This window comes from Roseibaca sp. Y0-43, assembly GCF_020667835.1.
Classification (GTDB): domain Bacteria; phylum Pseudomonadota; class Alphaproteobacteria; order Rhodobacterales; family Rhodobacteraceae; genus Roseinatronobacter.
Map to the genome: position 1 here is coordinate 123,290 of NZ_JAFMPR010000001.1, position 19,665 is coordinate 142,954.

At 65.3% G+C, this 19,665-nt stretch carries 22 protein-coding genes; 8 read left to right on the top strand and 14 right to left on the bottom strand.

Translation table 11 applies throughout. The features are described from left to right. Positions 1 to 27: 27 nt before the first annotated feature. Both J1C52_RS00605 and J1C52_RS00610 read right to left on the bottom strand, forming a co-directional pair. Complete coding sequence (locus tag J1C52_RS00605) at positions 28 to 483, bottom strand: Lrp/AsnC family transcriptional regulator (protein ID WP_227426285.1); 456 nt, start codon at positions 481 to 483, stop codon at positions 28 to 30. An 85-nt stretch (positions 484 to 568) separates the two neighbouring features. Continuing rightward, the gene (locus J1C52_RS00610; protein WP_227425977.1) at positions 569 to 1,027 is read right to left on the bottom strand and encodes an Lrp/AsnC family transcriptional regulator; all 459 of its coding nucleotides are present in this window, start codon (positions 1,025 to 1,027) and stop codon (positions 569 to 571) included. 130 nt (positions 1,028 to 1,157) lie between these two features. On the opposite strand from J1C52_RS00610, the gene ilvC reads away from it, so the two are divergent. The 5 genes from ilvC (at position 1,158) to J1C52_RS00635 (ending at position 6,212) form a co-directional block, all read left to right on the top strand. Further along, positions 1,158 to 2,180 carry a ketol-acid reductoisomerase gene (gene ilvC, locus J1C52_RS00615; RefSeq protein ID WP_227425978.1) on the top strand — a complete coding sequence of 341 codons (1,023 nt, stop codon included), beginning with the start codon at positions 1,158 to 1,160 and terminating at the stop codon, positions 2,178 to 2,180. 111 nt (positions 2,181 to 2,291) lie between these two features. Then, complete coding sequence (locus J1C52_RS00620; protein WP_227425979.1) at positions 2,292 to 3,575, top strand: DUF2254 domain-containing protein; 1,284 nt, start codon at positions 2,292 to 2,294, stop codon at positions 3,573 to 3,575. Between the two features lie 60 nt (positions 3,576 to 3,635). After that, positions 3,636 to 5,453, top strand: a complete 1,818-nt coding sequence (locus J1C52_RS00625) for an aminopeptidase P family protein (RefSeq protein WP_227425980.1) — start codon at positions 3,636 to 3,638, stop codon at positions 5,451 to 5,453. A 75-nt stretch (positions 5,454 to 5,528) separates the two neighbouring features. Next, a complete protein-coding gene (locus J1C52_RS00630) occupies positions 5,529 to 5,873 on the top strand; it encodes a DUF427 domain-containing protein (protein WP_370633216.1) in 345 nt (114 codons plus the stop codon). Between the two features lie 3 nt (positions 5,874 to 5,876). Further along, a complete protein-coding gene (locus tag J1C52_RS00635; protein WP_227425981.1) occupies positions 5,877 to 6,212 on the top strand; it encodes a cupin domain-containing protein in 336 nt (111 codons plus the stop codon). On the opposite strand, the gene J1C52_RS00640 is transcribed toward J1C52_RS00635, so the two are convergent. The 4 genes from J1C52_RS00640 to J1C52_RS00655 form a co-directional block, all read right to left on the bottom strand. Continuing rightward, positions 6,209 to 6,493 (bottom strand): hypothetical protein, encoded by a 285-nt coding sequence (locus J1C52_RS00640; RefSeq protein ID WP_227425982.1) that lies wholly within the window; start codon positions 6,491 to 6,493, stop codon positions 6,209 to 6,211. The two genes, J1C52_RS00635 and J1C52_RS00640, sit on opposite strands and share 4 nt — an antisense overlap. An 88-nt stretch (positions 6,494 to 6,581) precedes the next feature. After that, positions 6,582 to 7,106 carry a DUF3833 family protein gene (locus J1C52_RS00645; protein WP_227425983.1) on the bottom strand — a complete coding sequence of 175 codons (525 nt, stop codon included), beginning with the start codon at positions 7,104 to 7,106 and terminating at the stop codon, positions 6,582 to 6,584. A gap of 58 nt (positions 7,107 to 7,164) precedes the next feature. After that, positions 7,165 to 8,277 carry a 3-dehydroquinate synthase gene (gene aroB, locus J1C52_RS00650; protein WP_227425984.1) on the bottom strand — a complete coding sequence of 371 codons (1,113 nt, stop codon included), beginning with the start codon at positions 8,275 to 8,277 and terminating at the stop codon, positions 7,165 to 7,167. After that, positions 8,274 to 8,861, bottom strand: coding sequence for a shikimate kinase (locus J1C52_RS00655; RefSeq protein WP_227425985.1), 588 nt, complete (start codon positions 8,859 to 8,861; stop codon positions 8,274 to 8,276). Before J1C52_RS00655 ends, aroB begins: the two co-directional genes overlap by 4 nt. Before the next feature lie 105 nt (positions 8,862 to 8,966). Here J1C52_RS00655 and J1C52_RS15070 point away from each other — a divergent pair, with 105 nt between their 5' ends. The 3 genes from J1C52_RS15070 to J1C52_RS00665 are packed head-to-tail and all read left to right on the top strand — an operon-like array spanning position 8,967 to position 11,576. Continuing rightward, a complete protein-coding gene (locus J1C52_RS15070; RefSeq protein ID WP_255618327.1) occupies positions 8,967 to 9,101 on the top strand; it encodes a hypothetical protein in 135 nt (44 codons plus the stop codon). A gap of 2 nt (positions 9,102 to 9,103) precedes the next feature. Further along, a complete protein-coding gene (locus tag J1C52_RS00660; protein ID WP_227425986.1) occupies positions 9,104 to 10,642 on the top strand; it encodes a hypothetical protein in 1,539 nt (512 codons plus the stop codon). Between the two features lie 4 nt (positions 10,643 to 10,646). Continuing rightward, positions 10,647 to 11,576, top strand: a complete 930-nt coding sequence (locus J1C52_RS00665; protein ID WP_227425987.1) for a tyrosine recombinase — start codon at positions 10,647 to 10,649, stop codon at positions 11,574 to 11,576. On the opposite strand, the gene lpxB is transcribed toward J1C52_RS00665, so the two are convergent. The 8 genes from lpxB to rseP form a co-directional block, all read right to left on the bottom strand. After that, a complete protein-coding gene (gene lpxB, locus J1C52_RS00670; protein WP_227425988.1) occupies positions 11,533 to 12,687 on the bottom strand; it encodes a lipid-A-disaccharide synthase in 1,155 nt (384 codons plus the stop codon). The genes J1C52_RS00665 and lpxB overlap by 44 nt on opposite strands. Then, a complete protein-coding gene (locus J1C52_RS00675; RefSeq protein ID WP_227425989.1) occupies positions 12,684 to 13,499 on the bottom strand; it encodes an LpxI family protein in 816 nt (271 codons plus the stop codon). The genes lpxB and J1C52_RS00675 overlap by 4 nt, the downstream gene beginning before the upstream one ends. Further along, positions 13,496 to 14,296: an acyl-ACP--UDP-N-acetylglucosamine O-acyltransferase gene (gene lpxA, locus J1C52_RS00680; protein ID WP_227425990.1), complete on the bottom strand. Its 801-nt coding sequence runs from the start codon at positions 14,294 to 14,296 to the stop codon at positions 13,496 to 13,498. Before lpxA ends, J1C52_RS00675 begins: the two co-directional genes overlap by 4 nt. 4 nt (positions 14,297 to 14,300) lie before the next feature. Beyond that, entirely contained in the window at positions 14,301 to 14,780 is a 480-nt protein-coding gene (gene fabZ / locus J1C52_RS00685) for a 3-hydroxyacyl-ACP dehydratase FabZ (RefSeq protein ID WP_227425991.1), read from the bottom strand. 95 nt (positions 14,781 to 14,875) lie between these two features. Beyond that, positions 14,876 to 15,457, bottom strand: coding sequence for an OmpH family outer membrane protein (locus J1C52_RS00690; protein ID WP_227425992.1), 582 nt, complete (start codon positions 15,455 to 15,457; stop codon positions 14,876 to 14,878). Between the two features lie 23 nt (positions 15,458 to 15,480). Next, positions 15,481 to 17,850 carry an outer membrane protein assembly factor BamA gene (gene bamA, locus J1C52_RS00695; RefSeq protein ID WP_227425993.1) on the bottom strand — a complete coding sequence of 790 codons (2,370 nt, stop codon included), beginning with the start codon at positions 17,848 to 17,850 and terminating at the stop codon, positions 15,481 to 15,483. 206 nt (positions 17,851 to 18,056) lie between these two features. Further along, positions 18,057 to 18,212, bottom strand: coding sequence for a hypothetical protein (locus J1C52_RS00700; RefSeq protein ID WP_227425994.1), 156 nt, complete (start codon positions 18,210 to 18,212; stop codon positions 18,057 to 18,059). 91 nt (positions 18,213 to 18,303) lie between these two features. After that, positions 18,304 to 19,638, bottom strand: a complete 1,335-nt coding sequence (gene rseP / locus J1C52_RS00705) for an RIP metalloprotease RseP (protein WP_227425995.1) — start codon at positions 19,636 to 19,638, stop codon at positions 18,304 to 18,306. Between the last annotated feature and the right edge of the window lie 27 nt (positions 19,639 to 19,665).

Sequence of the window (19,665 nt, forward strand, 5' to 3'; positions counted from 1 at the left end):
CCCCACGAGGACGGTTTGGTCAATCGGCTATAAGGGGCCGGGCAGGCGTTCCTCGCTGAGAAGCACATTCGCATCGACCGCGCCCACGCCCGGCAGCGTCATGATGCGGCGGCGGAGCACACGTTCGAAATCGGACAGGTCTCGGGCGACAACCCGCAGGCGGTAATCATACAGGCCCAGCACGTGCTGCACAGTCTGCACTTCGGGAATGGCAGAGACGGCGCGCTCGAAATCGGCCAAGCTGACGCGGCCCTTGGCGGCCAGCGTGATGCCAAGGAAAACGGTGACGCCGAAGCCCAGCGCGGGCAAGTCCAGATCGAGGCGGTGGCGGGCAATCGCGCCCGCGTCGCGCAGACGCTTCAGGCGGCGCCATGCGGCGGGCTGGCTGAGGCCAAGACTGCGGCCCAGCGCCCCTGCCGAGAGCGAGGCATCCCCGGCCAGAAGGCGCAGCATCCGGCGGTCGAGATCGTCGAGCGCGATCATTTGGCCGACCTTGGCAGAGGGGCGCTGCCCCTCTGGGCCGCGGGCGCGGCCCATTCACCCCGGGATATTTGGGCAAGGATGAAAATCATATCGGGAGGCTTTCGTCGGATTTGATGTCGGAGAGATGCATCAGCGCTTCGAGATCGGTGATATGCGGCAGCGTCAGGATGCGGTCGCGGTAGATGTCTTGGTAATGGGCCATGTCGCGCGCGATGATGTTCAGGCGCAGGTCGACGCGGCCCAGAAAGGTCTGGATTTCCAGCACTTCGGGCACAAGGCGGGCTTGGGCCATGAATTCGTCGAAGGCACGCGGGTTGGTCTTGTCGAGGGTGACGCGGAGCGAGACCTCTACCTGAAAGCCAAGCGCGCGCCAGTCGATCACCGCTTGCTGCCCGCGCAGGATGCCGCGCGCGCGCAGCCGGTCGAGGCGGCGCCAGCATGTCGCCTCTGTCACGCCGGCGCGGGCGGCAAGGTCGGCGGTCGCGGCCATGGGATTGGCCAGAAGCTGGCGCAACAGGCGGCGGTCGGTATCGTCTATCTGCATGGATATTTCGAATTGACAAATTTTGCGAATGATCTTTGCACAAGTACGCGAAAAGATCGCAAGTTTGAAACGTTTTTTTGACCTAAACTCCTATGCTGCGCTTCAATGCAACACAAATGGAGGGACGGCCATGCGCGTCTACTATGATCGCGATTGCGATGTGAACCTGATCAAGGACAAGAAAGTCGCCATTCTGGGCTATGGCAGCCAGGGCCATGCCCATGCGCTGAACCTGCGCGATTCGGGTGCGAAGAACGTGGTTGTCGCGCTGCGCGAGGGTTCGGCCAGCGCCAAGAAATGCGAAGCCGAGGGCTTGCAGGTCATGGGCATTGCCGAAGCGGCCGCATGGTGCGACCTGATCATGTTCACCATGCCCGACGAATTGCAGGCGGAAACCTACAAGAAATACGTGCATGACAACCTGCGCGACGGTGCGGCGATTGCGTTCGCGCATGGTCTGAACGTGCATTTCGGCCTGATCGAGCCAAAGCCCGGCGTCGATGTCATTATGATGGCGCCCAAAGGTCCGGGCCACACCGTGCGCGGCGAATACACCAAGGGCGGCGGTGTGCCTTGCCTTGTGGCCGTGCATCAGGATGCAACGGGTCGCGCGATGGAAATCGGCCTGTCCTACTGCTCTGCCATCGGTGGCGGGCGCTCGGGGATCATTGAAACCAACTTCCGCCAGGAATGCGAAACCGACCTGTTCGGCGAGCAGGCCGTGCTGTGCGGTGGTCTGGTGGAACTGATCCGCATGGGCTTCGAGACGCTGGTCGAAGCCGGTTACGAGCCGGAAATGGCCTATTTCGAGTGCCTGCATGAAGTGAAGCTGATCGTCGACCTTATCTATGAAGGCGGCATCGCGAACATGAACTACTCGATCTCGAACACCGCCGAGTATGGCGAGTATGTCAGCGGCCCGCGCATTCTGCCCTATGACGAGACGAAGGCGCGCATGAAGGCGGTTCTGACCGACATCCAGCAAGGCAAGTTCGTGCGTGACTTCATGCAGGAAAACGCCGTGGGTCAGCCCTTCTTCAAGGCCACCCGCCGCATCAATGACGAGCATCAGATCGAACAGGTCGGCGCGAAGCTGCGCGCGATGATGCCGTGGATCGGTGCGTCCAAGATGGTGGACAAAGAGCGCAACTAAGCGCCCGCATCCGACAACTTTTGCCCCCGGCACCGCGCGTGCCGGGGGTTTTGCTATCTGGCCTTTATCGTCCATCCGTCCTAGCGTGGCCCATCCGCAAGGGGGGAAATGATGCACATATGGTCGTGGCATCTGGGCCGCTTCTTCGACAAGATCTGGGTGCATATCGCGCTTTACGGGCTGGCCGGGGTGGCCGTGGCGGTGCTGGCCGCCTTCGGCGCGCCCTTGGTCAGCCTGTTGCAGTTCGATCTTATCTCGCGCGATGCGGTGATGGTGCTGTTGCAGATCCTTGCCTCGTCCATGCTGGCGGTGACGACCTTCTCGGTGTCCATCATGCTGACGGCGTTCGGGGCGGCGGCATCCTCGGCCACGCCGCGCGCGACGGTGCTGTTGCAAAACGATTCGACCACGCAGCAGGTGCTTGCCTCTTTCGTGGGGGCCTTCGTGTTCAGCCTTGTGTCGATCAGCGGCTTGCAGATCGCGCTTTACGGGCCAGCAGGGCGGCTGGTGCTGTTCCTGGCCACGCTGGGCGTGTTGGCGCTTGTGGTCGTGCAACTGGTGCGCTGGATCGGGCATCTGGCCGATTACGGACGCTTGGCCGACACCATCACCCGGCTGGAAACGGCAACCGCGCAAGCCCTGAACACCCGCATGTCCGACCCGTTCATGGGCGGAACGCCCCTGCCTGACACGCTGGCGCAATCCGCCCCTGGCCCGGGGCGGGTGACGGGAACGGTGACGGGCTATATTCAGACCGTGGACATGGCCGCGCTTCAGAGCATTGCCACGCGCCTTGGCACCCAAATCGCGCTGCGGGTTCTGCCGGGCAAATACGTGCATCCGGGCATGGTTCTGGCAGAGGCGATCCGCAGCCTGCCCTTGGCAGAGCAGGATTGCGAGGCGATCCGGGCCTGTTTCGTCATCGGCGCGATGCGCAATTTCGAGCAGGATCCACGCTTCGGCATTCTGTCCATGTCCGAGATCGCCTCGCGTGCGCTGTCGCCCGCGGTAAACGATCCGGGCACGGCGATCGACATCCTTGGCCGGCAGGTGCGCCTGCTTTGCCTGTGGCAGCCCGATGCGCAATCCGACAGGCGGTTTTCCGAGGTGCTGGTCCCCAGCCTGATGCTGGCCGACTTGCTGCAAGACGCCTTTGCCGCGCCCGCGCGCGACGGGGCGGCGCTGGTCGAGATTGGGCTGATCGTGCAAAAGCGGCTGGCCGGGCTGATGATTGCCAAGGGGCAGGCATTCCATGCGCCCGCGCTGGCCATGTCCCGCCACGCCTTGGCCCATGCCCGGCAGGCCTTGGTGCTGGAGCAAGACCGCGAAAGCGTGTCCGAGGCGGCAGAGCGGTTGCGCGCGCTTGCCGAGACCCCGGAGGATGCCGCGCATTGACCGCTGGGCAAGCCCGCTCTACGACTTGGGCAGATCACCCTATTCGGCAGGATCACTGACATGTTTCAAAGCTTTACCGCCCCGTCTCGTCCGCAAGACGGCCCGCCCCGGCTGAGCGCGCTGCGCGCGGCCATGCGCGCGCAGGCCTTGGACGGGGTGATCGTGCCGCGCGCCGATCTGCATCAGGGCGAATATGTCGCGCCCTGCGATGAACGGCTGGCATGGCTGACGGGGTTTACCGGGTCGGCCGGGTTCTGCATTGCGCTGGCGGATCGCGCCGGGCTGTTCGTAGACGGGCGCTACCGCGTGCAGGCGCGCGGCCAATGCGCCGCAGAGTTCGAGATCGTGCCATGGCCCGAGACGCGCCCCGCCGACTGGCTGCGCGCGGCCTGCCCGAACGGTGCGGTCGTGGGCTTTGATCCGTGGCTGCACACCCCCGACGAGATCGAGACGCTGGAGCGTGGGCTGGCGGGAAGTGGCATCACCTTGAAGCGCATCGCCAACCCCATCGACCCGCTTTGGGCCGACCGCCCTGCCCCGCCGTTGGGCGCGGTCATGGCCTATCCTGACAGCCTTGCGGGCGCGTCAAGCGCGCAAAAGCGGCAGGACGCCGCGCGCGCGCTGGGCCAGAACGGGCAAAAGGCCGCCGTTCTGACCCAGCCCGACAGCATTTGCTGGCTGCTCAACCTGCGCGGCGCCGACCTGCCGCGCGTGCCGGTGGTGCAGGCCTTGGCGGTGCTGCATGATGACGGGAAGCTGGACCTGTTCGCCCATGAAGCGAAATTCGACGGCATCACTCTTGACCAAGGCGTGACCCTGCGCCCCGCCGAGGCATTCGAGCCCGCGCTGCGCAGCCAGATCGGCCCCGTGCGCGTGGACCGCGCAAGCGTGCCCGTGGCCGTGTGTGACCTGCTGTCGGAAGCGGGCATCACGATTGCCCCCATGCAAGACCCCTGCCTTGCCCCCAAGGCGCGCAAGACCGGGGCAGAGCTGGACGGCGCGCGCGCCGCGCATCTGCGCGACGGCGCGGCCATGGCCGAATTCCTGTGCTGGCTGGACGGGCAGGCGCAAAAGCTTCTGGACGATCCCGCCCATAGCGTGACCGAGATCGACATCGTCCGCCATCTGGAAGCCTGCCGCAGCGCCACGGGCGATTTGCGCGACATCAGCTTCGACACGATTGCCGGATCGGGGCCAAACGGCGCCATCGTGCATTACCGCGTGACAGAGGCCAGCAACCGCCGCCTTATGCCGGGTGAGTTGATGCTGGTCGATAGCGGCGGGCAATATCTGGACGGCACGACCGACATCACCCGCACCATCGCCATCGGCCCGGTGGGCACGCTGGAAGCGCAGTGTTTCACGCGCGTGTTGCAAGGCATGATCGCCGTGTCGCGCGCGCGTTTTCCCCGTGGCGTGGCAGGTGGGCATCTGGATGCGCTGGCGCGGTATCCGCTGTGGCTGGCGGGGCTGGATTACGACCATGGCACCGGCCATGGCGTAGGCGCCTATCTGTCCGTGCATGAAGGACCACAACGCCTGTCGCGGATCAGCCAAGTGCCGCTGGCCGAGGGCATGATCCTGTCGAACGAGCCGGGCTATTACCGCGAAGGTGCCTTCGGCATCCGGCTGGAAAACCTTGTCGCGGTGCGCGCGGGCACGGCACCGGAAGGGGGCGAGCCGCGCGACTGGCTGGAGTTCGAAACCTTGACGCTTGCCCCCATCGACCGCAGGCTTATACTAAGCAGTGAACTCACCGCGAGCGAGCGTGACTGGCTGGACAGCTACCACGCGCGTGTTCGTATGTCCCTGTCTCCGCTGGTGTCCCAAACGACGCGTGACTGGCTGGATAAGGCCTGCGCCCCGCTCGAAACCTGATCGCGCCCTGCTGACGGGGCCGCTTGTAACCAATACCGTGCGCGCCGCGCATCCAAGGACGAAGGAAACCGCGTCATGCCGATGAGCATTCTGAAAATCTATCCCGCCGAAGGCACCTGGGTTGTTCGCGCAGGGGGGTCCGTGATCGGGGAAAGCACCCGCGCGCTGGAACTGGTGCAGCGCGACTGGCCCTTCGTCATCTATTTCCCGCGCGAGGATATTGCGGGCGCGGTGCTGGACCCGTCCGAGCGCAAGCTGGAATGCGATGATCGCGGAACGGGCGTGTTCTTCCATGTCTCCAGCCCCGAGGGGCTGATCGAGAACGCGGCCTATTCCATTACAGAGCCGACCGAGATGGCGGCACAGGTGAAAGACTACCTTGCCTTTGACGCCAGCAAGGTCACGGTCGAGCGGGTGTAACCCGTGGCCTTTCCCGATTTCATCAACGCCTTGCCGGGTGTGGACATCCCCTTTCCGGCGGATGTGGTTCAGGCCCGCGCGGTGCAGTCACACGACGGGCTGGTGGTGTTCTTTACCTTCGTGCAGGACATGGACCTGCCCGCCCATGCCCATGGCGCGCAATGGGGCACGGTCGTCGAAGGCGAGATTGACTTCACCATCGGCGAGCATCGCCGCATCTACCGCCCCGGCGACAGCTACACCATCCCCGCAGGCGTGGTGCATAGCGCCCGGATCAAGGCCGGAACCCGCGTGATCGACGTGTTCAAGGAAGCGGGTCGCTACGCGCTGAACCGTTAAAGCCCGTCCTGCCCGGTCGGCCAACGCCACGCGATCGCGCCAAGATAGTTGCCGGTTTTGACCGAACTGACGGTCGTGCGTTCCGGCCCATAGGCATCAGCCTTGCGCGTGTTGCGCTGCTGTCTGGCATTGCGCGCCAACCGCACAAGGCCCGAGACGGTCAGCACAAGAAACTCGCCCTCGCCTTTCAGCGGGATCGTGTCGAGCGTGTTCCAACCCGTACGCAGGGCATGGTCCAGCATGTCGAACGGATCGCGGCGTCGGGGGGTTACGTGTTTCAAGGGTGCTCCGCGTTGGCAGGTCTATCTTAGACGTAAGCGTGCGTTTCGCGCAACTCAAGCCAAAGCGCGCAATTGCCGCAGGACGCGCCTAGAGTTTGACCATCTCGAACCGCACGCGCGCCACGGGCAAGCCCCAGCGCGTGACCACGGCATCGTTGATGATGCGGCCATCGGGGCCGAAATAGATCACATCCTCAAACCCCAAGCGGGTGATTTCGCCGCTCGCGTTGAAATCGGCGAGGTAGGACAACCGGATCTCGGTCCCGGTTTCCACCACCTCGGCCATGCCTACCGTGTCTTCGCGCCGCCCGGTCCAGCGTCCCGGCCCGGCGCGGTCGAACACCCATGTCAGGCGGTTTTCCTCGCCGTCGTCATAGATGAAATCTTCCACAACCGTCAGCCGGTCGCCCTTTAGCCGCCCGTCCAACCGAGCGCGGAAGCGGCGTTCGGACCCGGTCAGGTCCACACGGAACACGCCCGCACCCACCGCGCGGCCCGCAAAGGCCTGCTCAAGCGTGATGGGCGGCGATGCCCCCTCGGGGCTGGCGGGCAGGCGCGAACAGGCGGCGAGGGCGATGGGTCCGGCAAGGGCTGCGCGACGGGTTAGGATCATGGGGCGGCCTTTCTTTGGGTTGCCCCAAAGCTAAGGCGCGGGCGCGCGATGGCCAGCCTTAGGCGCGTGCGACCAAGGCATCTTCCAGCACGGCGCGCAAAATATCGCTTGGCACATCATCGCAGACGAAGGCTCGGCCAATGTCGCGCGCCAGGATGAAGCGCAGGCGGCCATCCTGCACTTTCTTATCCTGCCCCATCAGCGCGATCAGCGCCTCTGCCCCCGGCAGATCGCCCGGAATATCGGCCAGATCGGTCGCCATGCCCATGGCGCGCAGATGCGCGCGCACACGGCTGGGGGTTTCCTGCGGGCACAGGCCCATGCGCGCCGATAATTCGAACGCCAAGGCGCAGCCAATCGCCACGCCCTCGCCATGAAGCAGGCGGTCGGAATAGCCCGTTGCGGCCTCTAACGCGTGGCAGAAGGTGTGCCCAAGGTTCAGAAGCGCGCGGTCGCCCTGTTCGGTTTCATCACGGACAACGATTTCCGCTTTCATCTGCACCGAGCGATGCACGGCATATTGGCGCAAGGCATGATCGCCCGCCGCCAGCGCGGGGCCATTCGCCTCTAGCCAGTCGAAAAAGGCCGCATCGCCCAGCAGGCCGTATTTCACGACCTCGCCAAAACCCGCAAGGAAATCGCGCGCGGGCAGCGTATCGAGCAGGTCGATATCGGCCAGCACAAGGCTGGGCTGGTGGAACGCGCCCACAAGGTTCTTGCCGTGGCGCGTGTTGATGCCGGTCTTGCCGCCGACAGAGCTGTCCACCTGCGCCAGAAGCGAGGTCGGCACCTGCACGAAGCGCACGCCCCGGCGCAGCACGGCCGCGGCAAAGCCCGCCAGATCGCCGATGACACCGCCACCCAGCGCCATGACCAGATCCCGGCGCTCGACCTTTTCGTCCAGCAACCATTCCACCGATTGCATAAGCCCTGCCCAGTTCTTCGTGCCCTCGCCCGGGTCCAGCGCCAGCGCGGCGCTGGAAATATCGCCAAAGGCACGCTGCACCGCGTCCAGATGCAGGCCCGCCACGCGGCTTTCCGTCAGGATCGCCACGCGGTTGCGTTTCAGGTGCGGGGCCAGATAGCGCGGCGCATCCGCCAGCAGACCGCGCCCGATAACCACGTCATAAGCGCGATCCCCCAAGGGCACATGGACAATCTGAACGCTCATGCGGTGTATCCTTCCAAGACATCGGGGCGGGTGGCCAATTGTTCCAGCACCACGCGGGCCATGTCGGCGATGGAATAGCCCGGGTCGGCATTGGCGACCAGATCGGCCTGTTCGTAATAGGGCGTGCGCTCTGCCAGCAAGCGCGCAAGCGTGCCGCGCGGGTCGTCGTTTTGCAGCAAAGGCCGGGTGTTCTTTGTGCGCACGCGCGACCAGAGCAGGTCCAGATCGGCGCGCAGCCAGACCGACACGCCATCGTCATGGATGCGCTGGCGCGTCTCGGCCCGCAGGAATGCCCCGCCGCCCACCGACAGAATTGCGGGGGTGCCGTGCAAAAGGCGCGCGATCACCTCGGCCTCGCGGTCGCGGAAGAACGCCTCGCCATCGCGGGCGAAAATCTCGGCAATGCTCATCTGCGCGGCGGTGACGATTTCTTCGTCCGAATCGCGAAACGGCACGCCCAGCACCTGTGCGACATGCTTGCCGATGGCGGTTTTCCCCGCGCCCATCATGCCGACCAGCACCACGGTCTTGTGCAGTTTCATGCCGAATGCGCCCTTGTGATCTGCGAAGACCCAAGTTTTCATGGCCCCCGCTTGCCTTGTCGTGATATTGCGACCGGGACGAAAGGAAAACCCCCAAGACGGACCCCGTCGCGAAAGAAGGGGCAACCGGAGAGCACGAACAGGCCGATGAAATATCTTTTCCGACTGATCCTTATCCTTGTGGTTCTCGCGGCGATCGCGGTGGTCGCCTATGCCTATATCGGCGATCTGTCGCCAGAGCGCGCACCCGTCTCTGACCCGGTCGAGCTGGAGGCGCGGTAGAGATGCGCGCGTCGGGGCTGGTGCTGGCGCTGTGCTTGCCCTGCGCGGCCATGGCGCAGCAGGATGCGCCGCTCTCGGCCATTGACTGGCTAGAGCAGGCGCTGACCCAGCCCGTCGGCCCGTCTGCGCCCGACCCCGCGCTGCCGCAGACGACACCAGCTCCGACCCCGCCAAGCGACCCGATCCTTGCGCGCCCGTTAGAGCAGGCGACGCTGGACAGCACGGGCCTGTTTGCCGCCGCACGCATCGGCCTGCCGCGCGATCTGTGGGGGCAAACGCCCGTCGCCGTGCTGGCCGAGGGGATCGCGGCGCTCGACCCGAACATGGTGCCCGCGGCGCAGCGCCTGATGGTGAGGCTGTTGTCGGCGGAATTTGCCCCGCCCCTGCTGGCCGAGGGCGAGGCACCCGGCGCGCTTTTGACCGCGCGGCTGGACAAGCTGATAGAGATCGGCGCGCTGGAGCAGGCCAGCCAGTTGATCGAAGGCGCGCCCACCCAGACCGCCGCGCTGAACACGCGGGCCTTCGACATCGCCCTTCTGTTGGGCGAAGAGGACCGCGCCTGCACGCGGCTTCAGGGCCAGTTGGCGGGCAGCAGCGGCGAAGCCGCGCGCATCTTTTGCCTTGCGCGCCAAGGCGAATGGCAAACCGCCTATACCGCCCTTGGGGCCGCCCGCGCGCTGGGGGCGCTGGACGCGACCGAAGCGGGCCTGTTGACGCGCTTTCTGGAAGAAGAGGATGCCGGCCTGACCCTGCCGCCCCCGCAGCGCCTGACGCCCATGGGCTGGCGCGTGCTGGAAGCCTTGGGCGACCCGGTCGGCACCGGCAGCCTGCCCGTGGCCTTTGCCCATGCCGATTTGCGCGGCACCAGCGGTTGGCGCGCCCAGATCGACGCCGCCGAGCGGCTGACGCGGACGGGCGTGATGCAGCCGGAGCGATTGATGGGCATCTACAGCCAAAGGCGGGCCGCGGCCTCTGGCGGGGTGTGGGACCGCGTGCGCGCGGTGCAGGCGCTGGATACGGCCTTGCTGGACGGCGACACCGCGCAGATCGGCGAGGCGCTGCGCACCGCGTGGACGCTGTTCGAAGCGGTCGAATTGGAAAACGCCTTCGCCCGCATTTTTGCCGAGCGGTTGGCGGACCACACCCTGACCGGCAGCGCGGCGCGGGTGCAATGGGCGATCCTGCTTTTGGCAGAGACGCGGTTGGACCGTGCAAGCGCGATCACGCCCGACACCCCTCTGGCCGCGCTGGCCTCGGCCTTGGCCAGCGGCGCGGACCTGCCTTCTGCAAGCGTTTCGGGCTTCGGCCCCGCCATACAGGCGGCCTTTGCCACGCCCGAGCTGCCCATGCCCGAAAGCCTGTGGCTGTCCGAGGGTGAACGCGGACGCCTGCTTCTGGACACGCTCGCGCTGATTGCCGATGCCAGCCAAGGCGACATGCTGGCCACCGAGCAGAGCCTTGCCGCCCTTGTCGCGCTGGGGTTGGAGCGCGACGCGCGCCAGATCGCGCTGGAATTGCTGCTGCTGGACCGGCGCGGGTAGCGCCATGAGGGATAGCGCGCGCTGGATTTCAACCTTTCTGCAAGCCGCCGCCGCCGAAGCCGGGGCCGCGCGCAACACGCAACTGGCCTATGGCCGCGACCTGCGCGATTTCGCCGAATGGTGCGGGCGCAAGGGTCATGCGTTCGACACCGTCACCCAAGACCAGATAGAGGCCTATCTGATCGACCTTGATGCGCAAGGGCTGGCCAAAGCCACGCGCGCGCGGCGCTTGGCGTCCATCCGGCAGATGTTCCGCTTCGCCTATGCCGAGGGGTGGCGCGACAGTGACCCGGCCTCGCGCATTGCCGGGCCGGGCAAGGCGGCAAAACTGCCGCAGACCCTGACCACGGCCGAGGTCGAAGCGCTTCTGGCCGCCGCCCGCCGGACAGGCCGGACCGAGGCCGAGCGCCTGCGCAACACCTGCCTGATGGAATTGCTTTACGCGACCGGCCTGCGCGTGACCGAACTGGTCAGCCTGCCCGTGAACGCGGTGCGGGGCGATCCGCGCATGATCTTGGTGAACGGCAAGGGCGGCAAAGACCGCATGGTGCCCCTGTCGCACCCTGCGCGGGAAGCACTAACGGCGTGGCTTGCGGAATGGGACCGGCAGGCCAGCGCGTTGCGCGCCCAGCGCAAGCCCGAACCCAAGGCGCTCTTTCCGTCACGCGGCAAGGCAGGGCACCTAAGCCGCGTGGGGTTTTTCCTTGCATTGAAGGACATGGCGATCACGGCAGGGCTGGACCCAGCCCGCGTCAGCCCGCATGTGCTGCGTCACGCCTTTGCCACGCATCTGCTGCAAGGCGGCGCGGATTTGCGCGCGATCCAGACGCTTCTGGGCCATGCCGATATCGGCACGACCGAAATTTACACGCATGTTCTGGAAGAACGCCTCAAGGCGCTGGTGTTGCAGCACCACCCGCTTTCCGAGCCATAAAATCCAGACAAGACGCCGCCGCGCGGTGCCCCGGCGCGGTGCCCCCCTGCCCCAGCCGCTCCATCGTCAGGCGCATGGCCGCGCGTTGGGCGGCTTGCTTGTCCGGGTCTGTCAGCAGCGCGCGAAGCTCTGCCGCAAGGTTTTCGGCGGTGCAGGCGCGCCCAAGGCATTCCGGCACGGCGCGGGTTTCTGAGACAAGGTTGACCAGCGTGACCGTGTCCAGCTTGATCAGCCGCTCGGCGATGCGCTGGGTAAGCCATGCCATGTCATAGCCGATGACCATGGGCGTGTCATTCGCCGCCAGTTCCAGGCTGACCGTGCCAGACGCCGCCAGCGCCACATCCGCAGCCCGAAACGCGGCGCGTTTTTCAGCCGGGTCGGTCAGCACCTGCGCCGGGATCGGCCAGCGGGCCACCTGCGCGCGCATGTGGTCGGCTTGCGCGGCCACCGTGGGCACCAGCACTTGCGCGCCCTCTGGCAGCGCCTGCGCCAAGGCTTGGCCGAAGCGCGGGGCAAGGCGCGCGATCTCTCCGCCACGCGAGCCGGGCAGCGCCAGCACAACCGTATCCGATTGGCGAATGGCCTGCGCCTCTGCCTCTGACGCGCGGGGTGCGGCGACGACCGGATGGCCCACGAAATCGCAGCTCATACCGGCGGCCTGCATATAGGGCGGCTCGAACGGCAACAGGGCCAGCACATGATCGACCAAGGGCGCCATGCGCGCCGCGCGCCCCGGCCGCCATGCCCAGACCGAGGGGGCGACGTAATGCACCACGGGCAGATCAGGCCGCGCGGCGCGGGCCTTTTTCAACACCCGCAGGCAGAAATCGGGGCTGTCGATGGTCACGACCAGATCGGGTTTCGTGTCGGCAATCGCCTGCGCCGTCTGCGCGATGCGGCGGCGCAACAGGGCGATGCGCGGAAGAACTTCGGCCAGCCCCATGATCGACAGGTCGGACATCGGGAAAAGAGAGGTCAGGCCCGCCGCTGTCATCCCCTCGCCGCCGACGCCTGCAAATTCGCAATCCGGTGCCAGATCGTCAAAGCCCGCCATCAGCGCCGCGCCAAGGGCATCGCCCGATGGCTCTCCGGCGATCAGGAATACCTTCATGGCTCTGCCAGCAGGAACAGCCCCAAGTCATCGGCACGGGCGATCATGGCAGGCGCGTCGATCATCAGCACGCCGCCCGCTTGCACGGCGATGCCACGCAATCCGGCCTTGTGCGCACCCTCGACCGTGGCCACGCCAAGCGCAGGCAGGTCGATCCGGCGGTCCTGATCGGGTTTGGGCGCTTTGCAGAACACGCCGCCCTCTGGCAGCGCCCCGGGGCGCAGTTCGGCCAGTTGCGCCAGCATCACATCGGTGCCGGGCAGCGCTTCCATGGCCAGGCATTGCCCACGCGCCACCACGCAGCCCTGCCCCACATCCACAGCGCCCATCGCCTGCAAGATGGCGAAACCGCGTGTGATGTCCTTGCGGTCTTGGGCGTTCGGGGCGTGCGCACCAAGCTGGCCGGCATCTGGCAACAAGTCCGGGCAAATGTCCTGCACGCCCACAACCTCGATACCCCATTCGCCCATCAGCGCGATCACCTCGCGCAGCGCGCCGTCGTCGCCTTGGCCCATCGCGGCCATGATGCGCGGCAAAAGCTGCATCGTGGCCGGATCCAGAAGCGCCGGGTCCAGCCGGGGACGGTGCACGCCGCCGGCAAAGACCGCGCGGCTAACCCCCAGATCCACAAGCCGATCAAGGAAAGGGACAAGCCGTTCCAGCCGAAAGCGCTCTACCCCCTCTCGCGCAAGCGAGAGGCTCTCGAACCCCTCAAGCTCTGCCAGCACGGGCGGTGCCCCTTCCAGCGACAGGCGCGCCGCCACGATTTCGGGCAGCGCCCCGCGCCCGGCTATCAGCGCCGTGCGGGTCATTGCGGACGCAGGAAGCTGCGGCCAGAGGCTTCGGTAAAGAACGCGGCCAGCTTGCGCACCGCGTCGCTTTCCGCCCCCTCGGCCAGTTGGCGCGCGGTTTCGACCAGCGGCGCATCACTCTCGGCCAGCACGCGATATGCTTCGCGCAAGGCGGCGATGTCGTCACGCGCGGTGCCACGGCGTTTCAGGCCGATCAGGTTCAGCCCGTTCAGCGTGCCGTCGCTGGCGGCAACCATACCGAAGGGCATGACATCATGCGTGACCCGGCTGACGCCGCCGATGATCGCGCCTTCGCCCACGCGGACGAATTGGTGAATACCCGATAGCGCGCCGACGATCACGTTATCCTCGATCACCACATGGCCAGCGATGCCCGCGTAATTGGCCAAGATCACGTTATTGCCGATATGGGCATCGTGGCCGACATGCGCGCCCGCCATCACAAGGCAATTGTCACCCACGCGGGTGATGCCGCCGCCCTGCTCGGTGCCCGTGTGCAGCGTCGCATTCTCGCGGATGCGGCAGTTTCTGCCAATCACCAACCGCGTGCGCTCGCCTGCGTATTTCAGGTCTTGCGGCACCTCGCCCACCGACGCGAAGGAAAAGATCGTGCAGCCCGCGCCGATCTCGGTCCAGCCGGTGACAAGCGCGTGCGGCTTCACGGTCACGTTTTCGGCCAAAGTCACCTCTGGGCCGATGATGGCGAAGGGGCCGATGGTGCAGCCCGCGCCGATGGTGGCCCCGTCTTCCACCACCGCCATGGGGTGGATGACGGCGCTTGGGTCAATCGCTGACATGGGTTTACCCTTGTGCGGTGCTGGACGTGTCGATCATGGCCGCGAATTCGGCCTGCGCCGCGATCTGCCCTTCGACCATGGCGGTGCCTTCGAATTTCCAGATCTTGGTCGAGCCGCGCAGCACTTTCACATGCAACTCCAGCACATCGCCCGGCACGACCTTGCGGCGGAACTTGGCCTTGTCGATGGACATGAAATAGACAAGCGGCGCTTTCTCGCCAAAACCGATGGTCAGGCCCACCAGAACGGCGGCGGTTTGCGCCATGGCCTCTACGATCGTCACACCCGGCATGATCGGCGCATCGGGGAAATGGCCCTGGAAATGCGGCTCGTTGAAGGTGACATTCTTGATGCCGACCGCGCTTTCGCGGGCCACCACGTCACGCACCTTGTCCACCAGCAGGAACGGGTAGCGGTGCGGGATGATCTTCATGATCGTGGCCAGATCGGCCTCTGTGGCGGCGGGCTGGGCGGTGTCTGACATCTTCTACCTCTTGAACATGCGCGCGACACTTGGTTGGCCGCAGCTGTGTTGCGCTTAGCAAGGCCCGCCCGAAGTGGCAAGCAAAGCGGGCAAGGCTAGGGCTGGATCAGTGGAAAGGGCGGCGTGCCGCCATCGCCGATTTCGGCGTCTATGGCGGCAATCGCCGCTGCGGTCATGTCCATGCCCGGCGTGCCGATGATGACCGCGCCCGAGGCGATCAGGATCTGCGCGCCCTCTTCTTCCAGCACCCGTTGCAGCACCGGCCCGGTTTGCGAAAAGAACCGGCGGCGCTCGGACTCTTCGAATTGCGAGAAGCGGGCCAGCTTCTGGGCCTGGCTTTGACGTATCTCCTCGGCGCGCTGGTCGAAGGCTTCCGCCTCGGCGCGGAATTCTTCCGCGCCCATCGTATCGCGCAACCGGGTCAGTTCTTCCTCGCGCGCGGTCAGTTCTGACAGCAGCGTCGCGTTCTCTTCCTCCAACGCGCGCGAGGCGGTCTCTATCTCTGCCAGCACCCGCTGCCCGAAGAGCGAGCCGCGAAACAGGCGTTCCTCGTCGATACTGCGCAGAACAAGCGGCGCCCCGGCGGCGGGGCCGACGGGTTCACCAAGGGAAAAGCCGGATTGGGGTTGGGCAAAAGATGCAGTCGCAAGGCAAAGCCCTGCGACCACCTGTATCATCAAAACACGAAAGCCGCGCATTCCTAGAAGGTTGAGACGATCGAGAAGTCGAAATTCTGCGCCTTGTCGTAGTCGCGCTTTTTCAGCGGACGCGAGAAGTCGAACCTCAGCGGACCCAAGGGGCTGTCCCAGAACAGCGACACGCCCAGCGTTGCGCGCAGATGTTGATCGGACGAGTTTTCGCCTGTTGCGGGGTCAACCATGTTGATCCCCGCGCGCGACGCGCCATCGACACCCCAGATCGTGCCGATATCGGCAAAGACGCCCCCGCGCAGCCCGTATTCTTCGGGCAAGCCCAGCGGAAATTGCGCTTCAAGGGACACGACCGCGTAGCGCGTGCCACCCAGAACGTCATCCTCGAGCGACGCAAAGTCGCGCGGGCCCGAGTCGCCGGGCGCAAAACCGCGCATCACGCTGGCAAGCTGGAAGCGTTCGCGCTGGCGCGACAGACCATTGGCCATGTGCAGCAAACCGACGCGGCCATCAGCCATGAGCGTCACGTCCTCGTTGAACACGGCCATCTCGTAGCCGACGCGCGCCTCGGTTTTCAGGAAGCGGCGGCTGCCATTGCCGATGCCCACGTCCTGCGCGATCGAGAAGATCCAGCCACGGGTCGGGTCGACCCCCTTGTCGCGGGTGTCGAACACATAGCTGTAGCCCAGCGTGCCGGTGATCGCGCGACCGAAATTCTGGTCGTCGAACAGGCGCAAGGAGGCCGTGGCCGGCAGCCCTGAGAAGGCTTCAATCAACAGGCCTTGCCGCAGCGTCAGGCGGCCGAATTCGCTGACGGGGAAACCCAGTGCGTTGTTAAAATAGGCTTCCTTGGTGTCGAAATTCGAGTTCTGGAAATCCGACGTTTCCTTGTAGCCCAAGCTGAGCGTATAGGCGAGGTCGCGGCCCAACAGCGCCGGTTCGGTGATCGAGCCAGAGATATCGCGCGAGCCTTTGACGGTGTTGAGGTTGATCGCAACCTGCTGGCCACGCCCCAAGAAGTTCTGTTCGGCAAACGAGATGCCGAAGCCCACGCCCTGCTGTGCCCCATAGCTGACAGAGAAGCCGAGAGAGCCGGTATTGGTTTCCTCAACCTCGACATCGACCACGGCCTGATCGGGCGCAGAGCCGGTGCGCGGTTCGACATTGGTTTCTGCGAAATAGCCCAGCGCTTCGATCCGGGCCGCGGCCTCGCGGATCTTGCGCGGGTTCAGCGGGTCGCCCTCTGCCACCTGGAACTGGCGGCGGATCACTTCGTCCCGCGTGGTGGTGTTGCCCTGGATGTCGATGCGTTCCACGAAAATCCGCTCGCCGCGCACGATGGCGAATTCCACATCGACGGTTCGGTTGCGGTTGTCGCGGGTAAAGCGCGGTTCGGCACGGATAAAACGCAAGCCACGACGCTCGGCCAAACGCTCCATTCGGGCGATGTTCAGTTCCAGCGTGCTGGGAGAGAAGATGTCGCCCGCGTTCACGCGCAGCTCTGCGGCATAATCGGCGGCGTTGATCCCGTCGACCTCGCTGACCACGGTGACATCGCCAAAGCGGAACTGTTCGCCTTCGCGCAGGTTGAAGGTCAGGAAAAAGCCGTCCCGCTCGCGCGCGATCTCTGACGTGACCGACAGGATTTCGAAGTCGATATAACCGCGTGCCAGGTAGAAATCGGACAGAAGCTGACGGTCGAGCGCGATACGGTCTTCGACGAAGGTGTCGCGCTGGATCAGCCAGCGCAGGACGCCTGCCTGCTTGGTGTTCAGCACGTTGCGCAGCCGGTAGCTGGAAAACGCACGGTTGCCGACGAAAGAGACGCGCTCGATCTCGACCACGCTGCCTTCGCGCACGACGAAGGCCAGGTCGACACGGTTATTGCCACGCGGGATGATCTGGGGGGTAACTTCGGCGGCGGTGCGGCCACGTTCGGCATAAAGCTCTGCAATCGCGCGGGCATCCGCTTCGACCTGCGCGGGCGACAGGACACGGCCCGCGCGCACCTCGACAACGGCGGCCAGATCCTCGTCATCGACGCGGCGGTTGCCCTCGAAATTGACGATGCCGATGACGGGGTATTCCTTCACGCGGATCAGCAGGCGGTTGCCGCGCGGTTCCAGCTCGACCGTCTCGAACAGGCCAGAAGCGCTGAGCGCCCCGTAGGCGGTGCTGATCTGCCCCGCGCTGACCGCCTGACCGGTGCCGATTCTGGCAACACTCAGGATGGTAGAATCGTCAACGCGGACATTGCCGTCGATTTCGATGCTTGAAAACCGGTAGGTTTGGGCTTCCGCCCTGGGCGCGAACGCAAACGAACTAACTGAAAAGAAACACAAAACCATCAAAGAGAAGAAGCGCAGGCGCTGTGCCATGCCCCCCTTGCGCGATGGCAGCATCTTGAAGATTCCGCGCATATCGGGCCCCGTCTAACCGCATTATTTTGGACTCGTGACTAGCGGCTTCCAGCGGGGTTGTCAAAGCAATCGCCCCCCGAAAGCGGGCCTTGCCGCGATCTGGCGGGCGGGTTGCAAATGAAAGCCGCGCGGTGATGCGCCGGGGCCACAACGCAAAACGCACCCCGCAGGGTGCGCTCAGCGTCAGACAATACGCCCGCAACCGCCTATGGCGTGATGACAATCGGGCCGTTCACGAACTGGATGGACAGGTAGCTGGCCAGACCAATGGCCAACGCCACCAGCAGCGCGGCAAGCACACGGTCCCCGACCCGCGACCAAAGCAGACGGATATTTGCGAATTCTGCGTCAAGATATGCCATGAGACACCTCCGTTTCAGGGCCAGAGATAGGCCTGAACTGCGGCGCGAATGTGGCGACGGCGTGGCGCTTTCAAGAAATCGCGGGCCTGCCCTAGCAGGTCAGGTCATTGAACAGCGCGAACAGGAACAGCGTCAGCACAAGCGCCATGCCCAGGGCCATCAGCACGCGCACGACCTGGTCGCTGGCCGGGCGGCGGGCCACGGCCTCGTAGGCGTGGAACATCAGGTGCCCCCCGTCCAGCGGCGGGATGGGAAAGAGGTTCAGGAACCCGATCGCCACGGAGATGACCCCAAGGAACCAGATGAATTCCACCGCGCCGTCCGACGCCTTGGCGACCGACGCTTCAGCAATGCCGATGGGGCTGGACAGGTTGCAGGTGCTGATCTGGCCCACGATCATGTAATACAGCCCCTCGACCGAGGTGCGCGTGATCGTCCAGAGCTGGGTTGCGGCGAGGCTTGCGGTTTCCAGCACGCCCGGCGTGCGGGTGCCGTATTCGAACACCGCGCCAGAGGTCAGCCCGATCAGGTAGCGGGTTTCAAAGCCACCTTCGGGCAGCGGCAAATCGGTGCGGCGGGGCACCAGCGTCAGCGCCAGTTCTTCGCCACCGCGCCAGACGGTCAGGTCCAGCGCTGCACCGTCAGAGGCCGCGACCTTCTCGCGCAGTTCCGCGAAGGTCGCAATTTCGGTGCCGTCAATGGCGGTAATCACGTCGCCCGGCTGCATTTGCGCATCCCGCGCGGCGGATTTCATGGCGACCGACCCCGCCAGGGGTGGCATGGGGTGCGGGCCGGTGACTTGCAACTGCTGGCCGTCGCGCAACACGGTGTAATCGAGGACAGCCTGCGCCGGCAGCTCCTCCGACGCGCGCAGGAAATCCGACAGGGTTTCGGTTTCGATCCCGCCCACGCTGAGGATACGGTCGCCCTGTTGCAGGCCGAAGGGGGCGGCGGGCAGTTCGGTGATCTCGCCCACGACGGGTTCGTCCACCGCGATCCCCTCGTAGACCAGCAAGCCCGCGAATACGACGAAGGCGAAGATGAAATTGAACACCGGCCCCGCCGCCACGGTTGCCGCACGCGCCCAAAGCGGCGCGCCATGCATGGTGCGGCGGCGTTCGGCATCGGACAGGCCCGACATGGCGTCATCATCTTTGGCCGAGGTCGCGCCCGAATCGCCTGCGAATTTCACGTATCCGCCCAAGGGGATGGCCGCGAATTGCCAGACCGTGCCGCGCTTGTCGGTGCGCGAGGCCAGCACCGGGCCGAACCCCACAGAAAACACATCCGCATGAATGCCCGACCAGCGCCCGACGATGTAATGGCCGTATTCATGCACCGCCACGATGATGGACAGAACCACCACGAAGGCGGCGATGGTGGCGAAGAAGCTGCCGAAATCGGGCAAAAGGCCGAGTGCGTCCAAAATGCTTGTCCTTCAATCGGTAAGTGG